General features: G+C 40.8%; 18 protein-coding genes and 1 pseudogene. 5 read left to right on the top strand and 14 right to left on the bottom strand.

Annotated elements, in window-relative coordinates; all coding sequences use genetic code 11:
• Window positions 1-2: 2 nt before the first annotated feature.
• Window positions 3-875, bottom strand: a complete 873-nt coding sequence (locus GQ367_RS03060) for a phosphoribulokinase (RefSeq protein ID WP_215291375.1) — start codon at window positions 873-875, stop codon at window positions 3-5.
• A gap of 29 nt (window positions 876-904) precedes the next feature.
• Window positions 905-1,966, bottom strand: coding sequence for a class 1 fructose-bisphosphatase (locus GQ367_RS03055; protein ID WP_215291373.1), 1,062 nt, complete (start codon window positions 1,964-1,966; stop codon window positions 905-907).
• A 110-nt stretch (window positions 1,967-2,076) separates the two neighbouring features.
• Between GQ367_RS03055 and GQ367_RS03050 the strand changes: the two genes are divergently transcribed.
• The 4 genes from GQ367_RS03050 (at window position 2,077) to GQ367_RS03035 (ending at window position 7,703) form a co-directional block, all read left to right on the top strand.
• On the top strand, window positions 2,077-2,988 hold the full coding sequence (locus tag GQ367_RS03050; protein ID WP_215291372.1) for a LysR family transcriptional regulator: 912 nt from the start codon (window positions 2,077-2,079) through the stop codon (window positions 2,986-2,988).
• Window positions 2,989-3,120: 132 nt separating this feature from the next.
• Window positions 3,121-4,500, top strand: coding sequence for a ribulose-bisphosphate carboxylase (locus tag GQ367_RS03045; RefSeq protein WP_215291370.1), 1,380 nt, complete (start codon window positions 3,121-3,123; stop codon window positions 4,498-4,500).
• 75 nt (window positions 4,501-4,575) lie between these two features.
• Complete coding sequence (locus GQ367_RS03040; RefSeq protein WP_215291368.1) at window positions 4,576-5,379, top strand: CbbQ/NirQ/NorQ/GpvN family protein; 804 nt, start codon at window positions 4,576-4,578, stop codon at window positions 5,377-5,379.
• A 17-nt stretch (window positions 5,380-5,396) separates the two neighbouring features.
• The gene (locus tag GQ367_RS03035) at window positions 5,397-7,703 is read left to right on the top strand and encodes a nitric oxide reductase activation protein NorD (protein ID WP_215291366.1); all 2,307 of its coding nucleotides are present in this window, start codon (window positions 5,397-5,399) and stop codon (window positions 7,701-7,703) included.
• Between the two features lie 12 nt (window positions 7,704-7,715).
• Here GQ367_RS03035 and GQ367_RS03030 read toward each other — a convergent pair whose 3' ends face one another.
• The 5 genes from GQ367_RS03030 to GQ367_RS03010 all read right to left on the bottom strand — a co-directional run bounded on the left by GQ367_RS03030 (window position 7,716) and on the right by GQ367_RS03010 (window position 10,836).
• A complete protein-coding gene (locus tag GQ367_RS03030; RefSeq protein ID WP_215291365.1) occupies window positions 7,716-8,057 on the bottom strand; it encodes a hypothetical protein in 342 nt (113 codons plus the stop codon).
• Between the two features lie 20 nt (window positions 8,058-8,077).
• On the bottom strand, window positions 8,078-9,262 hold the full coding sequence (locus tag GQ367_RS03025) for a GNAT family N-acetyltransferase (RefSeq protein ID WP_215291363.1): 1,185 nt from the start codon (window positions 9,260-9,262) through the stop codon (window positions 8,078-8,080).
• Between the two features lie 93 nt (window positions 9,263-9,355).
• Window positions 9,356-9,964, bottom strand: a complete 609-nt coding sequence (locus GQ367_RS03020; protein WP_215291361.1) for a cytochrome b/b6 domain-containing protein — start codon at window positions 9,962-9,964, stop codon at window positions 9,356-9,358.
• Entirely contained in the window at window positions 9,961-10,425 is a 465-nt protein-coding gene (locus GQ367_RS03015; protein ID WP_215291359.1) for a diheme cytochrome c, read from the bottom strand. Before GQ367_RS03015 ends, GQ367_RS03020 begins: the two co-directional genes overlap by 4 nt.
• Before the next feature lie 12 nt (window positions 10,426-10,437).
• Window positions 10,438-10,836 (bottom strand): DUF1924 domain-containing protein, encoded by a 399-nt coding sequence (locus GQ367_RS03010; protein ID WP_215291358.1) that lies wholly within the window; start codon window positions 10,834-10,836, stop codon window positions 10,438-10,440.
• A 195-nt stretch (window positions 10,837-11,031) separates the two neighbouring features.
• On the opposite strand from GQ367_RS03010, the gene GQ367_RS03005 reads away from it, so the two are divergent.
• Window positions 11,032-11,682 (top strand): DsbA family oxidoreductase, encoded by a 651-nt coding sequence (locus tag GQ367_RS03005; protein ID WP_215291356.1) that lies wholly within the window; start codon window positions 11,032-11,034, stop codon window positions 11,680-11,682.
• Window positions 11,683-11,719: 37 nt separating this feature from the next.
• Here GQ367_RS03005 and GQ367_RS03000 read toward each other — a convergent pair whose 3' ends face one another.
• The 7 genes and pseudogenes from GQ367_RS03000 to phnD form a co-directional block, all read right to left on the bottom strand.
• Complete coding sequence (locus GQ367_RS03000; protein WP_215291354.1) at window positions 11,720-12,103, bottom strand: hypothetical protein; 384 nt, start codon at window positions 12,101-12,103, stop codon at window positions 11,720-11,722.
• A 411-nt stretch (window positions 12,104-12,514) separates the two neighbouring features.
• Window positions 12,515-13,945 (bottom strand): phosphonoacetaldehyde dehydrogenase, encoded by a 1,431-nt coding sequence (gene phnY / locus GQ367_RS02995; protein ID WP_215291352.1) that lies wholly within the window; start codon window positions 13,943-13,945, stop codon window positions 12,515-12,517.
• 37 nt (window positions 13,946-13,982) lie between these two features.
• Entirely contained in the window at window positions 13,983-15,212 is a 1,230-nt protein-coding gene (gene phnA / locus GQ367_RS02990; RefSeq protein WP_215291350.1) for a phosphonoacetate hydrolase, read from the bottom strand.
• 52 nt (window positions 15,213-15,264) lie between these two features.
• Complete coding sequence (gene psrA, locus GQ367_RS02985; RefSeq protein WP_215291348.1) at window positions 15,265-16,350, bottom strand: iron-containing alcohol dehydrogenase PsrA; 1,086 nt, start codon at window positions 16,348-16,350, stop codon at window positions 15,265-15,267.
• A 10-nt stretch (window positions 16,351-16,360) separates the two neighbouring features.
• Window positions 16,361-17,132 (bottom strand): annotated as a pseudogene (gene phnE, locus GQ367_RS02980) (phosphonate ABC transporter, permease protein PhnE).
• Between the two features lie 76 nt (window positions 17,133-17,208).
• A complete protein-coding gene (gene phnC / locus GQ367_RS02975) occupies window positions 17,209-17,970 on the bottom strand; it encodes a phosphonate ABC transporter ATP-binding protein (RefSeq protein WP_215291346.1) in 762 nt (253 codons plus the stop codon).
• Window positions 17,967-18,845 carry a phosphonate ABC transporter substrate-binding protein gene (phnD, locus tag GQ367_RS02970; protein WP_215291344.1) on the bottom strand — a complete coding sequence of 293 codons (879 nt, stop codon included), beginning with the start codon at window positions 18,843-18,845 and terminating at the stop codon, window positions 17,967-17,969. The genes phnC and phnD overlap by 4 nt, the downstream gene beginning before the upstream one ends.
• Between the last annotated feature and the right edge of the window lie 91 nt (window positions 18,846-18,936).

Raw genomic sequence — 18,936 nt, 5'->3', positions numbered from 1 at the left:
ACTTAAATGCGACGCTTCATGTCCATCAAGCGCAAAATCATCGGCGTAAAAATCAATTGCATGGCCAAGCCCATTTTTCCACCTGGTATCACCAAGGTATTTGGACGAGTCATCATTGAGCCATCCAACATTGAAATGAGGTATGGGAAATCAATGCCCTTTGGATTAGCAAAACGAATCACTACCATGCTCTCATCCGCACTTGGGATGTCTTTAGCAATGAATGGATTAGATGTGTCAACGGTTGGCACACGCTGGAAGTTCACATGTGTTTTTGAGAACTGTGGACAAATGTGTTTCATGTAGTCAGGCATTCTGCGAAGAATGGTGTCAACCACCGCATCTTGAGAATAGCCGCGCATATTTTGATCGCGGTGTAATTTCTGAATCCATTCCAAGTTGATGATGGGCACCACGCCCACTAATAGGTCAACGTGTTTCGCCACGTTGGCTTCTTCACCCACATAAGCACCATGCAAACCTTCGTAGAACAATAGATCAGCGCCTGGCTCCATGTCTTTCCATGGAGTAAAAGTGCCCGGATCTTGTTTGAACTCTGCACCTTCAGCAGCATCGTGAATGTATTTACGGTATTTACCTTTACCTGTTTCGCCAAAAGTTTGAAAAATACCTTCAAGCTCTTTCAGTAAGTTGGCTTCTGGACCAAAATGACTAAAGTGATTGTTACCCTTCTCCAACTCTTTTTTCATTTGCTCACGCATAGACATGCGATCATAGCGATGCATTGAATCACCCTCAAGCACCTGGGCTTTAATGCCATCACGTCTAAAAATATGTTGGAAGCTTTTCATCACCGTTGTTGTGCCAGCACCTGATGAACCTGTCACAGCAACAATTGGGTATTTAACAGACATTTTTTCTCTCCAGATTTATTTCTAACGGATTAACGGTATAGGGAGCGGTCACCAAACAAAGGTGAGGAATATTTCTGATCCGCACCGGTGTCGTATTCGTGGTGATACTTTTCAATGCGCTCAACTTCGTTGCGTGAGCCCACCACCACAGGAATACGTTGATGAATATTTTCTGGCGTCACTTCCATGATGCGTTGACGACCTGTGGAGGCCAAGCCTTTGGCTTGTTCAATCACAAAGCTCATAGGATTGGCTTCATACATCAAGCGCAGACGACCTGGCTTGCTCACATCTTTGGTATCGCGTGGGTACATGAACACACCGCCACGCATCAAGATGCGATGCACATCGGCCACCATGGATGCGATCCAACGCATATTGAAGTCTCGACCACGGATGTCAGTTTTGCCGGCTTTGCATTCAGCAACATAGCGCTGAATCGGTGGCTCCCAAAAACGTTCATTACTGGTGTTAATCGCAAATTCGCCGGTATCAGCAGGAATCTCAATATTGGCGTGAGTCAAAATAAAGTTACCAACTTCACGATCCAAAGTAAATCCATGGGTGCCTTTACCCACTGTGATCACCAACATGGTCGATGGACCATAAATGGCATAACCTGCTGCTAACTGTTTGGTGCCTGGTTGCAAGTAGTCGGCCATCACTGGATCACGACCTTTAGGTGCTTCCAAAATTGAAAAGATTGAACCCACAGAAACGTTCACATCAATGTTTGAGGAACCATCGAGTGGATCAAAAACTGCTAAGAAAGGGCCTTTTTTGTCTGGATCAGTAACAGTGATGGGATCATCGTTTTCTTCTGAAGCCAAACCCGCGATCAAACCACCTAACTGAAAGGTATTGATAAATGCCTGATCAGATAAAACATCTAATTTTTTTTGAGTCTCACCTTGGATGTTTTGAGTTTCTAAACTACCCAAAATACCTGCCAAATCCCCTTTCGCTGTCATTGCTGAAATTGCTTTGACAGCAGCAGCCACATCGACCAACAATGCGGCCAAGTCACTTTTACCTTCAGCCTGAAGTTGCTGAATCAAAAACTTTGATAATGTGGTTCTCCCTAAATGCATAATATTTCCCTATACCCATATTTAATTTATGGATTTAATGTAGCCATATAGACACATAAAATCCAATCACAAATCTTTACTTATTCATAAGCTTTGACTGATAATTAGGCATGCGTCCGTACACCATTAAGCAAATACAAACTTTCATTGAAGTTGCCAAGGAGAAATCAATCTCCAAAGCAGCTGAAAACCTATTTGTGACTCAACCCGCTATTTCGATGCAAATCAAGCAATTAGAAGATGCATTTGGCTTACCGTTGCTTGAACCGATAGGTCGCAATATTCAATTGACCAGCGCTGGCTTGGAGTTTTTAGAGCGGGCACAAGCAGCAATCTCAGAGTTAAAAGACTTAGAAGCTGTCATGGCAAGCCACTTGAATTTAGGTCAAGGTCATATATCTTTGGGTATTGTGAGTACCACCAAATATTTCGTACCGATGCTCTTAGTTGAGTTCCGGAAAATGTTGCCTGGCATCAAAGTTACATTAAAAATTGATAACCGCGAGAGTATTTTGGCGATGCTTGCAAGAAACGAAGTTGATTTGGTGATCATGGGACGCGTTCCAAAGGAAATGGATTGCATTGCAACGCCCTTTGCAACCAATCCGATGGCGATTGTTTCGGGTCCTACCCACCCTTTATCGCGACGCAAGCAAGCTAAATTCTCAGACTTAGCAAACCAAGAGTTTGTTGTGCGAGAAATCGGCTCAGGAACCCGCCAGGCAATGGAAAGAATGTTTCAACAGCATGGCGTGCAACTGAAAATTGCGATGGAAATGCCGAGCAATGAAACCATCAAGCAAGCTGTTATGGCAGGCATGGGCTTAAGCTTTTTATCTCTGAGAACCGTTCGCCATGAATTAGCTTCAGGTCATATTGTGCTGTTAGATATTATGGGGCTACCCCATATTGGTCACTGGTACATTACTCATCGCGCCCAAAAGAAACTGCCCCCCGCTGCCTTAGCCTTTAAGGAGTTTGTGATTGAGCAGGCAGGTCCACGAATTGAGGTTTGGGCTTAGACCAAGATTTATCATAAGTTTTTTCTTATATGTTAAGAAAAATAAATGAATATTACTTATGCTATTTCATTCGTATAGTGACGTCAACGAGCCAAGAAACTCGCTGACAAACCAAACCAATGGAGTAGAGCAATGGATCAATCAAACCGTTATGCAGACTTAAGCCTCAAGGAAGAGGATCTGATTAAAAACGGCAATCATATTTTGGTTGCTTACAAAATGAAACCTAAAGCCGGTTATGGCTATCTTGAAGCAGCCGCCCATTTTGCAGCTGAATCATCAACTGGAACAAACGTTGAAGTAAGCACCACCGATGACTTCACACGTGGCGTCGATGCTTTGGTGTATTACATCGATGAAGCCACAGAAGATATGCGCATTGCATATCCAATCGAACTTTTTGATAGAAATATCACAGACGGTCGCATGATGTTGGTGTCATTCCTAACGCTTGCAATTGGAAACAACCAAGGCATGGGTGATATTGAGCATGCAAAGATCCATGACTTCTACGTTCCTGAGCGCGTGATTCAATTATTTGATGGTCCGGCAAAAGATATTTCTGATATGTGGCGTATTCTTGGCCGCCCAATCAAAGATGGTGGCTATATCGCTGGAACAATCATCAAACCAAAATTAGGTTTACGTCCTGAGCCATTTGCTAAAGCAGCCTATCAATTCTGGCTTGGTGGTGATTTCATCAAAAATGATGAGCCACAAGGCAATCAAGTGTTCTGCCCATTGAAAAAAGTAATGCCATTAGTGGTTGATGCCATGAAACGTGCACAAGATGAAACTGGTCAAGCTAAATTATTCTCCGCAAACATCACAGCGGATGACCATTTTGAAATGTGTGCTCGTGCGGATTACATTCTTGAAACATTTGGCCCAGATGCAGACAAGGTCGCGTTTCTAGTTGACGGTTACGTTGGTGGTCCTGGCATGGTGACAACTGCACGCCGCCAATATCCAAATCAATATCTTCACTACCACCGCGCAGGTCACGGTGCCGTCACCTCCCCATCAGCTAAACGTGGCTATACAGCTTTTGTCTTGGCTAAGATGTCCCGTCTTCAAGGAGCCTCAGGCATCCACGTTGGCACGATGGGCTTTGGCAAGATGGAAGGTGAAAATGATGATCGCATCATCGCTTATATGATTGAGCGCGATGAGGCGCAAGGTCCTGTTTACTTCCAAAAATGGTATGGCATGAAACCAACCACTCCAATTATTTCTGGCGGTATGAATGCTTTGCGTTTACCAGCGTTCTTTGAGAACCTGGGCCACGGCAACGTGATTAATACAGCCGGCGGCGGATCATATGGCCACATTGACTCTCCAGCAGCAGGTGCCATTTCTCTTCGTCAGTCTTATGAATGCTGGAAATCAGGCGCCGATCCAATTGAGTATGCAAAAGAACATAAAGAATTTGCGCGCGCATTTGAGTCTTTCCCAGCGGATGCAGACAAAATTTATCCAGGCTGGCGCGAGAAATTGGGCGTTCACAAGTAAGAGGTTTATTCACTGTATGTCTCAACCCAAAAGCCTCCCAATTGGGAGGCTTTTTATCTAGTAGAAGGTATTTATATGCCAGAAAATCAAAACTACATCATTACAGAAGAGCCGTTCTATCAACCGCAAGCCAATGAGATTGCGTTGTATGAAGCAGCCTACCAAGCACGTTTACCTGTCATGGTCAAAGGTCCCACTGGATGTGGAAAATCAAGATTTGTGGAGTATATGGCTTGGAAGCTAGGCAAACCATTAATTACTGTAGCGTGCAATGAAGATATGACTGCCTCTGATTTATTGGGCCGTTATTTATTAGAGTCAAATGGCACGCGTTGGTTAGATGGACCGTTAACCATGGCGGTTCGCATGGGAGCTATTTGTTATTTAGATGAAGTGGTCGAGGCAAGACAAGATACCACTGTAGTCATCCACCCGCTCACCGATCATCGCCGCCAACTACCCTTAGATAAACGGGGCGAATTAATTGCTGCTCACCCAGATTTTCAATTGGTGATTTCGTACAACCCTGGCTACCAGAGCTTGATGAAGGATTTGAAGCAATCAACCAAACAACGATTTGTAGGGTTTGATTTTGATTACCCTGACGCAGACACTGAAACGGCAATTCTGTCAAAAGAGACAAACTTAGATGAAGCAACCTCTAGAAAATTAGTGCAACTGGCGCGCACAGCCAGAAAGCTCAAAGGTCATGGTTTAGATGAAGGCATCTCCACTCGTTTATTGGTATATGCAGCAACATTGATCAAGCAAGGAATCAATCCTCATGATGCTTGCAAAATGTCACTGGTTCGTCCCGTGACTGATGATGCTGATATTAGCTCGACTTTAATACATGCCATTGAAGCCATATTTGCTTAATCATTTCTGGCAATATTATGACGATATCTTCTTCAATCCAGCCATTCCCAAGCATCTGTTCGAATGAACTTGAGAAATTTCGGGAAGCTTTGGATTGTCGCTTTCCACAGGTGGATGATGTATTTCATGATTGCGTAGTAGAAGCCAAAACCATTCTAAGTGATACGGGAATCAATGCTTATATTGAGGCCGGAAGATTTTTAGGGAAAATGGGGCGCGGCCCAGAACCATTGTTGATATTTTTACAAGAATGGCCTCAGGTTGCCGCAATCATTGGCGAAAGATCTTTATCGAAGGTGATGGATTGCATCAAGCTGATTTGGAAGTCTCCCAACAGCAAAGCCATTAATAATTTATTGCAATCACTGGCGGCGATTACTAGAAGATTGCCATCTGAAGATCAATTAAAAGATTATTTGGAAATCACCATTGACCATATGAATCGTACCAGCACATCGATTCATGGCATCCACAAGACCTATGCCAGCCCAAGCCTTCCTGAGTTTTTTAACTCATCCCCTCGTCTACTCGAAGTTCTCTCGATTGAAGGATTGAAACATTGGGTCAACTATGGGATTAAAAATTATCATCATCACCCAGAACAACAAAAAGAGTTTTTTAGTCTTCGTTCAGCCGATAGCTTAGCTGTTGTGCAACGAGAACGGTACGGCACGCTATTGGTAGACCACATCAAAGAGTTAGATTTATACCTATTAGGTCTTTGGGAAGACAGCGATTACTTAATCCCATTTTCGACAAGTCTAGAGGAAACAAAGCAGCTAAGCCCTTATTTTGACGATCAAGGCATCCGCCTTCCAGATGTATATGTTGCACGCGCAGGAGTCAGTGGCATTAATCGTTATCGTGCTGCTTTAGCACACATGGCTGGACATCGTCTTTGGACTCAAGCTATCTTTGCAGATAACTTTAGTCCGCTTCAGCGCATGGCTATTGAGTTTTTTGAAGATTGCCGCATTGATTATTTGGTGATGCAACGGTATCCAGGAATTAGAAGTATTTTTAGAGCCTTACACCCAAATCCAGATCAAGGCGCTTGCGATTCAAGCAAAGAGTCTTGCATTCGCCATCGTTTAGCCACTCTATCTTGGGCCATCATGAATCATCGCACTGAGTGTAAAGATAGCACTGATAATTTTTTTGATTGCCCAGCAATTACTGAATACAGAGAAAAGTTTTTAACACTGATGCAACAAGGCCAATCTAGTACCGCCGAAATCTCAAATTTAGCGTTATCTTTTGTTGCAAAAACTCGACTTCAAAGCGATCAATTACCTAATGTTTATTTTGAGAATACCGAAGTCGATTACCGAGATGACAATCGTCACATGTGGAATTTTTATGAGTTGAGTGATGATGAAGAGATGTTTGATAAGAAATCATCTTCCGTTGAGAGTGAGGAGATTCATCATTTACCACCCCGACATTACCCAGAATGGGATGAGAGCTCCCAAACTTATCGGCCAGACTGGGTGAGTTTATATGAGCGCCTACATCCTTCTGGAGCATCTATAGATGTCGATCGTTTACTAGAAAAACATCGTGATTTAGCTAAACGCTTAAAAAAGTTATTAGATTTATTAAAGCCTCAAGATAAAACTCGGGTACGCTACCAAGAAGAAGGAAGCGAATTAGATTTAGACATAGCCATACGATCATTGATTGATTTAAAGACAGGTACACAACCTGACTCAAGGATCAACATGAGCCATAAAAGCAATGGTCGAAATATTGCTGTGATGGTGCTATTGGATTTATCCGAATCTTTGAATGAAAAAGTACATGGCTCAGGTCAAACAATTTTAGAACTTAGTCAAGAAGCAGTTTCTCTGCTGGCATGGTCAATTCAACAGCTAGGCGATCCATTTGCGATTGCTGGATTTAATTCAAATACGCGGCATGATGTGAACTATATGCATATTAAGGGCTTTAGTGAGCAATGGAACGATGATGTAAAAGCTAGAATTGCAGCTATGGAAGCATCCTACTCAACCCGGATGGGGGCTGCCATGCGTCATGCAGCCCATTATTTAAATCAACAAACAGCAGACAAAAAATTATTATTGGTTTTAACAGATGGAAAACCGTCTGACATAGATGTAAAAGATGAAAACATACTGATTGCAGATGCACGACAGTCAGTGAAAGAATTAAGCAATGAAGGCATTTATACCTACTGTATCAACTTAGATCCTCAAGCTGATGAGTATGTAGCAGATATTTTTGGAAAGAAATACACCATCATTGATCAACTCGAAAAGTTACCAGAACAGCTACCTAAGGTGTTCATGAGTTTGACGGCTTAACTTATTGATATTTTAAAAACGCCAAAAACCCGATCTAGGGAAATAGATTTCTCGGTATTTCTGTTCTTGCTTAAGAGATGTCACCAAAAAGCGCACGATCTCATCATGCTTGCTAGAACAATCGAGCTTGCGCTGCGCGATACGATCTTTAGCAGCAGTAACAATCACATCATTTAAATCAAACGCTCTGCTATCCAGACCTGTTTGCGCTCCTAAGCAAAGCTGAAAGTCACTCATGGCATCGACACGTTCAGTGATCTGCTGTGGCGTCAAAGAGGCACAACCACTTAGCAAGACCAATCCCAGCAAAGCAATTTGCTGACTCAATCGATGCATGGAATATTGTTTGAACATCATCATACTTTAGCAAATATTTATAGAGTCACGCCACTTGCTTTAAGCGGAGAGTGTTCAGCCAGTTCATCAATGTAGTTTTCAATCCCACTGCTCTCTCGAGCCAGAAAACGCTCAACTGCTTTTGAGAACTCAGGGTCTTTGATCCAGTGCGCAGATTGCATCTTGACGGGCATGAACCCCCTGGCCATTTTGTGCTGACCCTGAGCCCCTCCTTCGAAAACATCAATACCATGACTGATGCAATATTCAATCGCTTGGTAGTAGGCTGTTTCAAAATGTAGGCAAGGCACATGCTCCAATGCACCCCAATATCGACCATAAGCAGTTTTAGTACTTCCCGAATGATCAACGAAGAGCAAAGAGGCGGCAATTGCTTGCTCATTTCTATGCGCCACAATCAGATGAAGATTTTCAGGCATGGATTGGGCCAGCATTTGAAAAAATGATTCACTCAAATAAGGTGATGAGCGGTGTTCGTAATACGTGTTTGCGTAGCAACGGTAGAAAAATGCCCAATCTTCTTCAGCAGCATCCGGGCCATCAATATGCCGGAACGATATGCCTGATTTTTGCACCTGAGAACGTTCGCTTCGAATATTTTTACGGCGCTTCATATTGAGCTGACTCAAGAAGTCATCCATGCTTTGATAAGCATGGTTCTTCCAATGAAACTGGACAGCATCTCTGGCCATAAAACCTTGCTTCAACAGAAGCTCTTGAGTGTCTTGATCAGCAAATAAAACATGCGCTGACGAGATGTCGTTTTGCACCAACAATTGTTTTAATTGCTCGACCAGCTGAATTTTTATTGCATCCGCACGATCACTCTCACCAACCAGTAGGCGCGCACCCCTGACTGGCGTGAATGGTATGGCACAAAGAGCTTTAGGGTAGTACGCCAGCCCATGCTGTTGGTAGGCTTCAGCCCAAGACCAATCAAAAACGTATTCACCGTAAGAATGGCTTTTTAGATACAGCGGCATCAAACCGATGGGGCTTTTATCACTAGCATCGTAAATGGCCAGATGCGCTATTTGCCAACCAGTGTTGCCACCCACACAAGCGCAATCTTCTAGGGCACTTAAAAACTCATGGCGCAAAAAAGGCGTCGCGTCTTTCCCCAAAAGATGATTCCAACTCTCTTTTGAGACCAGATGAATGCTATCGAGAACACGACATTCAAAGCTATTGTTTGCAGGCACTTTTATTGGCTGTGATTTCTAAAGGAGTGAAAACAGCATTTGATTGTAGTTTAAGACCATGCAAATTAGCGCATGGTCTTAGCCACCCTCAATTTAAAGTCTGATTTGCGTCATCCAGAAATATGTCACGGCCATCAAAATGATTCCAGCCATCCATTTGTAGGGCCTTACTCGAGAAGGTAAGGCGTTTGATTGAAGTGAGACTTTAGCTTTGATTTTCTCTAATACGGCATGAATTAATACACCGCCCACATGAATCGCAACAATGGCCATGAGTAAATTACCCAAGGTTTCATGAAGATCTTCAAATAAATCAGGCCCAATCTCTTCATAGACCAAATAGCCACTGATGGTCACCATCAATATGACCGCCAATAGGATATAAGCAGTTAAAAAACCAACGGCATGAAACCCAATGAACTTTTCTGGCTGAGAAGTGAATAAAGAGCGAAGATAAGTCATGACTTTTTTAAGTCTTGGAAAAATAGTGCTAAATCTGGCGTACTTCCCGCCAATAATTCCCCAGATAAGACGAAAAACAACCAAGCCAAACATGGTGTATCCCATGGTGACATGAGCTAAGCGAAACTTTTCACTGTCTTGAGTAATAACGGCCCCCAGAAAACATATGGCTAAGAGCCAATGAGACACCATGACTGCGGCATCCCAAGACATCATTCTTTTTGATAATTGATGAATCATTGAGGCACCTTTACAAACTCATCGTCATACTGCCCTTTGTCGGCAGTTGTATGACAAGCCATACAGTTAGCCTTACTTTTGATGCTGGCTCTTTTCCAGGTTTGCTCTGATATCTTTCTGTGCTTTTTGACAAACCAAGCAGCTTCAGTGACACGATCATTGGGAGGTGCACCATTGACACGCTTGTATGTTCCTGAGTATTGCACCAACCATTGAGAAACTTCTTTTACAGACTGAGGATCTAATGAAGCATCCGTACCATAGTGTTTATCAAGACCCCCCATGATTCTGAGCCAAGATTCTTTGGGTAAAAAACCTGGGGCATACAGCATGTGGCAACTAGCACACTCTGTGGTCACTTTTTCTGGGATTTTTAATGGCAGCATGTTTCCATCTGCCCAAAGAGTTGAAGAGAAAGTAATCAAAATGAATGTGGCTAATTGTTGATAAGTTTTTTTCATGGTGGGCTCTGATTATTTCTTCAAGGAATTTAGATAAGCCATGACGTCTGCTTTTTCTACAACTGTGCACTCTCTTCCCAAGACATCATTACAGTTTCTTTTGAACCATTTATTGACCTTGGCTTCATCCGTGAATCTTTTGGCATTGAAAGCCGGGGCTAAAGGAGCTATTGATTTATTTGTAGAAGCATGAAGCCCATCGCTAGTGGGTGGAGATTTGTGACAAGACGCACAACTCCATTCCTTGCCATGTTTGGACTGAAAGAACTGCTCACCTCTCGAAACAGATGGTGCCTGATTGGCTTGGGCCGCATATTGCTTTTCTAGCGTAGTTGCATCCAATGCCCACGTACTTGTGCAACAAGCACCCAATAAAATCCATAAAGTTTTCTTAATTAAGCTATTTTTCATAACGCACCTCACTTCAATGTTAATAATCTAAAAAATCAAGATTAAGAGAGTCTTAACAAAACGGCTATTCAGCGAGGAATTGCCATTAATTGAACAAAAAAAGTATAAAAAGAGGGATTTGCTATAGATGTAGTGAAGGTAATGATTACGAATCATCAGTAGAATGTATAAATGTTCCTACATATCTAATTTTTCATGAAACCAATTATCACCATCGACTTTGTTTCCGACATCGCCTGCCCTTGGTGCGCCGTTGGTTTCGGCAACTTATCCCAGGCCATGGCTCAGTTAGAGATTGTGGTAGATTTTAAAGTTCACTTTCGTGCTTTTCAGCTGAATCCTCATATGCCTCCTGGTGGCCAAGATGCCATGGAACATTTAACTCAAAAGTATGGCTTGAGTCTTGAACAGGTGAAAACCAATCAAGCACGGATCAGAGCCAGAGCTCTTGAAGCTGGGTTCAAGTTCCATCCAGATGGTCGCAAACGTGTTTACAACACCTTCAATAGTCACCGCTTGCTCTATTGGGCTGCCAATGAATGTGATCTTGAGAAACAAGCGACTCTGAAAAAAGAGCTGCTCAATACTTATTTTGTTCTAGCTGTTAGCCTTGATGATGAAAAGAATGTTTTAGACGCTGTGGTACGAGCAGGACTGGATAAAGACAGAGCTGCTGAAATATTAGCCAGTGATGAGTTCACTGCAGAAGTTAAAGCTGAAGAAGAGTTTTATAAGAACTTGGGGATTCAGTCAGTGCCGTCACTGATTCTTAATGAAGAATATTTACTACAAGGCGCCCAAGAACCAGAGTCACTGATCAGCGCCTTTGAGCAACTGATCAAGTAACTAAGTGAAATTTAATGATCAGCAGAAATGCTGATCATCAGAATTTAGGAAATTCACTTTCTTCTTCAACTTTGTTGAAAGCCAACTTTGTTGGCGTGAAAAATAGTTGGTACACGCAATAAGCCTTGATAGCTATTTGAATCAATACAAGTAGAGCCATACCAACACTGCTACTCTGCATCAAGAACAGCACGCTCAATGGCAAGAAAATCACAAGCGTGTAAGCCAAGAATAGATATCTGGCCGCGTTACTTCCGCTAGATATTTTCCAAATGATGAATAAGTAAAAAGCTGCCTGGACCAATGGACCGTTTAGACTATTTTCCGCAAATGATGGTGAACTAAAAGCAAAGTAGGCGACCGGCAATAACTGCAATACCAAATCAATCAGAAGTAATTGGCTAGTTAGTTTTAGTTTCATTTTTTGGACTATCAATAGGTGGATGAGCTTAATCAATTACAAACTTTTGAGGTTCGTAGTTTAGCTTGAGTCTACTTTGAAGTGGGTGTTTGAGAAAACTGGAGGCGGAACCCAGAATCGAACTGGGGTACACGGCTTTGCAGATATCGTGATGATTTATAACAGTATTTTTTACAAGGTCTAACCATGCCTAAAGTTCGATGTCCAATTTACAGACTCGAACTTGGCATCAAATGGAATGTACTGGATGTCGAACGGCATCGACACTTGGAGCCATGACAAATGTCGGGAAAACCGACAGTTCAAAAAGCTATACCCAAGTCCACATAAAACGAAAATAATAATAGAAAATCTAGGCTATTTTGAGTACCCCATGATTTTTAAAATGATTCTCAATAATCTGCAATAAATCTACCAAGGCAAGCTGAAAGTTTTAATATTGGTAAAACTCTTAATCGCTTCTTGCACACCCTCTTTGTAACCTAGGCCGGAATCCTTGATTCCACCAAACGGAGTTAACTCCAAACGATATCCTGGAACTTCACGAATATTCACAGAACCAACCTGTAATTCAGAAATAAACTTTGTGATGTAATCAAGGCGATTTGTACAAACTGCTGAGGAGAGACCAAAAGCAGTACTGTTAACCAAATGAATAGCCTCATCAATTGTTTTAAAGCGGATCACGGGGGATACAGGACCAAAGGTTTCAAATTTAACTATGTCCATCTCAGGCTTTACTCTATCTAAAACTGTGGGTGAATACAAGGCTCCACTGCGATGATTGCCAAGAAGTAAAACAGCTCCGGACTTAACTGCCTCATTAACTCTTGATTCAAAAAGGATCGCGGCATCCTCATCAATAACTGTTCCCATATCTACATTTAAATCCATGGGATTGCCATATGACCATGATTTAGATTTTTCAACCAAAAGATGAACAAACTCATCAGCAACAGATTCATGAACCATAATTCTTTTAACGGCAGTACATCTTTGACCTGAATTTTTATATGATCCATTAACAGCTAACGAAGATGCCTCATCTAAATCAGCATCTTCCATAACAATCAAAGGATCGTTTCCGCCAAGCTCAAGAATTAACCTTTTGTATCCGGCAATGCTAGCAATTTTTTTACCAATCTCAACACCACCCGTAAATGTAATTAAATCAACATCAGGATGTGTAATTAATCGATTCGCTATTTCAGATGGATCACCATTTAATACCTGTAACATTTCAGGAGGTAATCCTGATTCATACAATATATCAGCCAAAAAATATGCCGCAAGAGGAGTTTTTTCAGATGGCTTTAATACCATTCGGTTACCAGAAGCAATTGATGGAGCTACCTTATGAGCCACTTGATTCATTGGATGATTAAACGGTGTGATTGCAGTAATTACGCCCAACAGAGGGTCTCTCTGTGTAAAAACTCTCCTTTTTTTTCCATGCGGAGTTAAATCACACCAGAATGCTTGACCATCATCCTTAAGGGCCTCCGATGCAGAAAAATTTAATACATCTGATACACGACCAATTTCATATAAGGAGTCTTTTTTACACAAACCAGATTCAAGAGTAATTAAATTTGAAGCCTCTTCTTTTCTTTCCGCAAGTAATTTTGCTGCGGACTTTAAGATTTCAGCTCTTTCAAATCTTGTTAGTGTGCATTTATATGATTTTGCAAACTTAATGGCCCTGTTAATATCATCTAACGATGCTTTGGCAACAGTTCCAACTAAAGAATTATCAAAGGGATTAAAAACATTAATTAATTGTTTTCCAATAATTTTTTTTCCTTCAATGCGCATAGCCTCTTCAACCACAGACATATTCATACCTATAATCCAATTAAATTAAGTTAACCAAAAGTAGTTAGCTACGCGCATCCAAACAATTTAAAGAAAGATCTAAAATATCAAAATTTCTCATGCGCTTTGAAGGCTGCTTATTGAGTCGACGATTAAATAACAAAGGAATCGTTTGCTCAGAAATCCCGCCATGAGACCGCAAAGGAGCATCAAGACCAGATAAATCATGTCTCGACTCCGAAGTACCTAGAACAACATTTTTGTCAGAGACGATAACTAGATCACCCACTCGGTCATTAGGAAGTTCAAATTCAGCGCAGGCTTCCGCATTATTTAAAACTTTAAATATGCCTGCCTTTGAATTGAGATTGTTTATCAACTTTTCTTGATGAACTTTATCTATATAAATCGTAGCGTAGGAACCTAATGCACCATGATGAACAACATATGGATCCGTAATTGGTAAAATAACTCTCGCATTGCCTTGTCCAACAACATGGTCAGCTAAGTCTTGCAAATAAATCACATTAGGCGTGCCGTCTGATTTTGTTTTTGCATTCATTCCATGATCAGCTGTAATTGCAATAGTCACACCTAAAGCATCTAATTGAGATAAATAACGATCCATCATGATATAAAAATTATTAGCCCCATCAGTACCTGGCGCATACTTATGTTGAATATAGTCAGTAGTTGATAAGTACATCAACTCTGGGCGAGATGATTCCATGATCTTAACGCCCGCCGCAAAAACAAATTCTGATAAATCTGCGCTGTATACCGAAGGAAGCGGAAGACCAACCATTTCAAGAACATTTGAAATGCCATTTTCTTCAACCGTACATTGATCAGCCTTTTCAGATGAGAAACAAATTCCATTAACTATTTGATGACCAAGTAATTTTCGTAGCTTATCTTTTGCAGTAATAACAGCAACCTTTGCGCCTTGTTGAGAAAACTTTGCCAACACAGTTTCAGCTCGCAAATACTTAACCTCATTCATCATTACTTCTTGTTTTAAATCGGGATCAAAAAAGAAATTACCGCAGATACCATGAACACTCGGAGGTTGACCTGTGACAATTGAGAGATTATTTGGATTTGTGAATGATGGGACTACGCAATCCCCCTTAAATGCATACCCATCTTTTAAAATACTTTTCAAAAAGGGGGCTTTACCAGTCTTCACAACCTCCGCTAAATAGTCAAACTCACATCCATCTATACATACAACAACTAAAGGCTCCTGCATCCATTGATACACCCTTCCGTTTACTTCAATTGGATTCTTCATGATTTTCCTCAATTAATTCTTGTTAAAAAGTTAGTTATTAATAAAAATCTCACTAAATTGCACCAATAAAATTTTTCCCGCGAACACCTTCCAATGCTTTATTGATCATTAGATTGGCCTCTAATGCGGAGACTCCATAATCATGAAATTCTGTTTTCACTCCAAGTTCGTGCAGAAAATTAAGTAGCTTTTCTGGTGCTTTTTGAATCGAGCAGTCAAAAATTTGACTAAGAACTAAATCTCTATCAGAGCTGTGGCCAATTGCCTTACTTAAGACCATTGGCAACGTAAATGAGCATGCAATACCATGAGGCAATCCATGATTCAAGGTCATGTCATATGAAATAGAATGCGCTAAAGCGGTCTTAGTATTTGAAAATGCCATTCCAGCCTTTAGAGCGGCAAGAGCCATGTCTGTTCGCAGATGAACATTACTTAAATCAAGCATTAACTTTGGTAAAACTTTAATTACATCCCTTGCAGCTGAAACTCCAAAAGTATCAGATATCGGATTAGCATTTCTATTCCAAATAGCTTCAAGGGCATGAGATAGAGCATCTAAGCCACTTTGCAAAGTGACACCCCCAGGTAAGCTAAGCATGAGCTGTGGATCTATGATCGCAGCTTCGGGCCATGTTTCATGCAAATGCAATGAATATTTTTTACTATTTTCTTTATCCCAAATAGTGGCCCAAGGAGTCACTTCACTGCCTGTACCGGCAGTTGTTGGAATAGCAATAAGCGGTCTTACTTCATACGGTTCAAAAGAACTTCCCTTAGATAACAAATTAACAAGGTCATCAAAACATTTATTTTTTGTTCCAACCATTAATGATTTTGCTGTGTCAATCACGCTTCCACCGCCAACTGCCAAAATAACATTGGCATCAGAATAATTTGCCCAAAATTTATGATAACCTTCTTTAAGATTAGAAACATCTGGATTAGGAAATACATTCTCTTCAATTCCAATTAACAGATCTCCTAGAATTTTTTGTATTTTCTCAAGTAAGCCTAGATTTCTGGCTTCTGGAAAAATTACTAAATAGGCTTTCCTGCCATTAAGAATCGCTTTTAGATTCTGTAACTCTCCGATACCAAAATAAATTTTTACTGGATTGTGATATTGACGACTCATAAAAACCTTATTATTTTCGATTGCCCTGTTGAATCAAATGACGTAATTTATTAGAAGTTAAATCAGCAATCATTACCATTGCAATAATGACGACAATGCACATTGCAGTATCTTGATACTGGAATAATTTCATGCTGCCAACCAATTCAAAACCAATCCCTCCAGCGCCAACCATTCCAAGAACGGTTGCTTGACGTAAATTAGTTTCAAATCTATAAAGGCATACTGCAATCCACGCAGTAATTACCTGAGGAATAACACCAAAAATAATTACTTGTAATGGCCCAGCTCCAGTAGATCTAAGAGCCTCAATAGGACCTTGATCAATCTCCTCAATTGATTCTGCAAAAAATTTACCCAGCATACCTGCGCCATGAATAGCGAGTGCAATGACTCCAGCAAATGGGCCAAGACCTACTGCAGCCACAAAAATTAATGCCAAAATAATTTCATTAATACCTCGAGATATATTAAAAATTTGCCTTACGAAATGAAAAATAAAAGTATTGGGAGCTATGTTTCTGGCTGCCATAAAACATAGGGGTGTGGCCAAAATTATCGACAACAAAGTACCCCAAATTGCAATTTGAATAGTCTCCAGAGCCGGCGTTACTAACTTTTCAGCAAATCCCCAATTAGGGGGGTAGCATTCTTGTCAAAAAATCAACAACCCAAGGCCCACCTTTAATTAGCTCAGCTAGACTTAATTTGCTGCCATCAGCAGCCCATCCCAGAACAACAATTACCAAGGGCGCAATAATCAAATAAATACCCCAACCCATACGTCCTGCAGGCGGATTAAGCAGTAAGTTATATCTTCCAAATTTCATTTTTTATCCTTTTAAATTTTGCACAATCTCAGTCGTTAAGTGGTGATTCAACTGATGTGTCACCATCTGGATAAATGATTTGGAGTATTTCATCTGTTAACTCCTCAGGTGGCCCGTCATAGACTATCCTTCCAGCAGAAACACCCACAATTCTTTGAGCAAACTCTTTTGCATAATCAACTTGATGTAGATTGCAAATAACTGCAATGCCCAAATCGCTACTTGCCTGTTTTAAATAATTAAGAACTGTTCTTGATGTTTTTGGATCTAGACTAGCTACTGGTTCATCAGCCAAAATGACTTTAGGATTTTGTGCTAGAGCTCGCGCAATGCCAACACGTTGCTTTTGCCCACCTGACAATGTATCGGTTCTGAGTCTAGCCTTATCTAATAATTCAACCCTTTTTAAGCATTGCCTTGCTATCTCTACATCTTTTTTAGGAAAAATTTGAAACAAGGAAAGAAAAGATGGCATAGAACCAAGCCTTCCAGTTAAAACATTTTTCAAGACCATTAAACGAGGTACCACGTTGTAATGCTGAAAAATCATTGCAACATTACATCTTAGCTTTCTTAAACCTGCAGAATCGGAGGATGATTCCTGTCCGCAAACTATGATTTTTCCGCTGCTGGGTTCTGTGAGCCTATTAATGCAACGTAGTAAAGTAGACTTACCTGCCCCAGAAGGCCCTAGAATAACCAAGAATTCACCTTGAGCTACCGATAAATTGATATCAGAAAGCGCTGCAAAATCTCCAAAATTTTTATTTAAGCCTTTAATTTCAATCATTTCATTTTCTTCAAATCAAGATTTAAAATTTTGGCTGTATCACGAATAATGTCGTAAGCAGCATCATTGGTTGGATGAAATCCGTTAAGTGTTCCCTGATCTGACCAAGGAATATCCTTAACTTCCAGGAATGCCGCCTGAATTTTATTTTTCAATTCTGGTGAAAGATCTTTTCTCCATACCGTTGGTGACTCTGGAATTGGATCTGATTTCCAGACAATCACAATATCTTCTTTTTTGACTATTCCCTTTGAAATTGCGGCATCTAGAATTCGATCGGCAACGGCTGCTGCATCAATTTTCTTATTTTGAACTGCAATAGCACTTGAATCATGAGATCCTGAAAAAATCACTCTGCCAAGATTTTTATCAGGATTAAATCCTGATTTAATTAATCCAGCTTTAGGAAATAAATGGCCTGAAGTTGAACTTGGATCAACAAAAGCAAAGGTTTTACCTTTCAGGTCATCAAGCGATTTAATGCCACTATCTTTATGAGCAATGATGACGCTTTGATAAGAAGTTCTACCAGCTTTCTTTGTTTCAGCTACAGCAAAAGCTTCTATTGGAGCAATAGTTGCACCTAGAACATAAGAAAAAGGTCCTAAATATGCTACGTCTAATCTCTTAGACCGAAGCGCTTCAATGACTCCGTTGTAATCAGCAGCAACAAATGGCTTTACCGGCATTCCAAGGGCAGCAGATAATTTATCCATCATGGCTTTACTTTGCGCAATCATTGCCCGGGAATCTTCGGATGGTATCAGTCCGATTGTTATTTCTTTTTGTTGCGCATGAACAACAAGAGGGCTGACTAAGAACCCTGCAGTTAAAAAACTAAAAAGTGTCTTGTAAAACAAATTTCTGACTTTCATAATCCTTCTCCTAGATTGAGTAAACAAAGCCACACCAAATTTATTTCAAATTTTTCTTGCCACTGCTGAACTCTATAAGGTAAAAATATAT

Source organism: Polynucleobacter sp. MWH-CaK5 (genome assembly GCF_018687615.1).
In the GTDB taxonomy this organism is placed as follows: domain Bacteria; phylum Pseudomonadota; class Gammaproteobacteria; order Burkholderiales; family Burkholderiaceae; genus Polynucleobacter.
The sequence above is the reverse complement of the archived record's forward strand: the minus strand, read 5'-3'. Positions and strand labels throughout refer to the sequence as shown.

What these genes read in the sequence shown, in the direction of transcription:
- GQ367_RS03060 (WP_215291375.1), bottom strand. Translation starts at nt 875, where the DNA reads ATGTCTGTTAAATACCCAATTGTTGCTGTGACAGGTTCATCAGGTGCT.
- GQ367_RS03055 (WP_215291373.1), bottom strand. Translation starts at nt 1,966, where the DNA reads ATGCATTTAGGGAGAACCACATTATCAAAGTTTTTGATTCAGCAACTT.
- GQ367_RS03050 (WP_215291372.1), top strand. Translation starts at nt 2,077, where the DNA reads ATGCGTCCGTACACCATTAAGCAAATACAAACTTTCATTGAAGTTGCC.
- GQ367_RS03045 (WP_215291370.1), top strand. Translation starts at nt 3,121, where the DNA reads ATGGATCAATCAAACCGTTATGCAGACTTAAGCCTCAAGGAAGAGGAT.
- GQ367_RS03040 (WP_215291368.1), top strand. Translation starts at nt 4,576, where the DNA reads ATGCCAGAAAATCAAAACTACATCATTACAGAAGAGCCGTTCTATCAA.
- GQ367_RS03035 (WP_215291366.1), top strand. Translation starts at nt 5,397, where the DNA reads ATGACGATATCTTCTTCAATCCAGCCATTCCCAAGCATCTGTTCGAAT.
- GQ367_RS03030 (WP_215291365.1), bottom strand. Translation starts at nt 8,057, where the DNA reads ATGTTCAAACAATATTCCATGCATCGATTGAGTCAGCAAATTGCTTTG.
- GQ367_RS03020 (WP_215291361.1), bottom strand. Translation starts at nt 9,964, where the DNA reads ATGATTCATCAATTATCAAAAAGAATGATGTCTTGGGATGCCGCAGTC.
- GQ367_RS03015 (WP_215291359.1), bottom strand. Translation starts at nt 10,425, where the DNA reads ATGAAAAAAACTTATCAACAATTAGCCACATTCATTTTGATTACTTTC.
- GQ367_RS03010 (WP_215291358.1), bottom strand. Translation starts at nt 10,836, where the DNA reads ATGAAAAATAGCTTAATTAAGAAAACTTTATGGATTTTATTGGGTGCT.
- GQ367_RS03005 (WP_215291356.1), top strand. Translation starts at nt 11,032, where the DNA reads ATGAAACCAATTATCACCATCGACTTTGTTTCCGACATCGCCTGCCCT.
- GQ367_RS03000 (WP_215291354.1), bottom strand. Translation starts at nt 12,103, where the DNA reads ATGAAACTAAAACTAACTAGCCAATTACTTCTGATTGATTTGGTATTG.
- phnY (WP_215291352.1), bottom strand. Translation starts at nt 13,945, where the DNA reads ATGAATATGTCTGTGGTTGAAGAGGCTATGCGCATTGAAGGAAAAAAA.
- phnA (WP_215291350.1), bottom strand. Translation starts at nt 15,212, where the DNA reads ATGAAGAATCCAATTGAAGTAAACGGAAGGGTGTATCAATGGATGCAG.
- psrA (WP_215291348.1), bottom strand. Translation starts at nt 16,350, where the DNA reads ATGAGTCGTCAATATCACAATCCAGTAAAAATTTATTTTGGTATCGGA.
- phnC (WP_215291346.1), bottom strand. Translation starts at nt 17,970, where the DNA reads ATGATTGAAATTAAAGGCTTAAATAAAAATTTTGGAGATTTTGCAGCG.
- phnD (WP_215291344.1), bottom strand. Translation starts at nt 18,845, where the DNA reads ATGAAAGTCAGAAATTTGTTTTACAAGACACTTTTTAGTTTTTTAACT.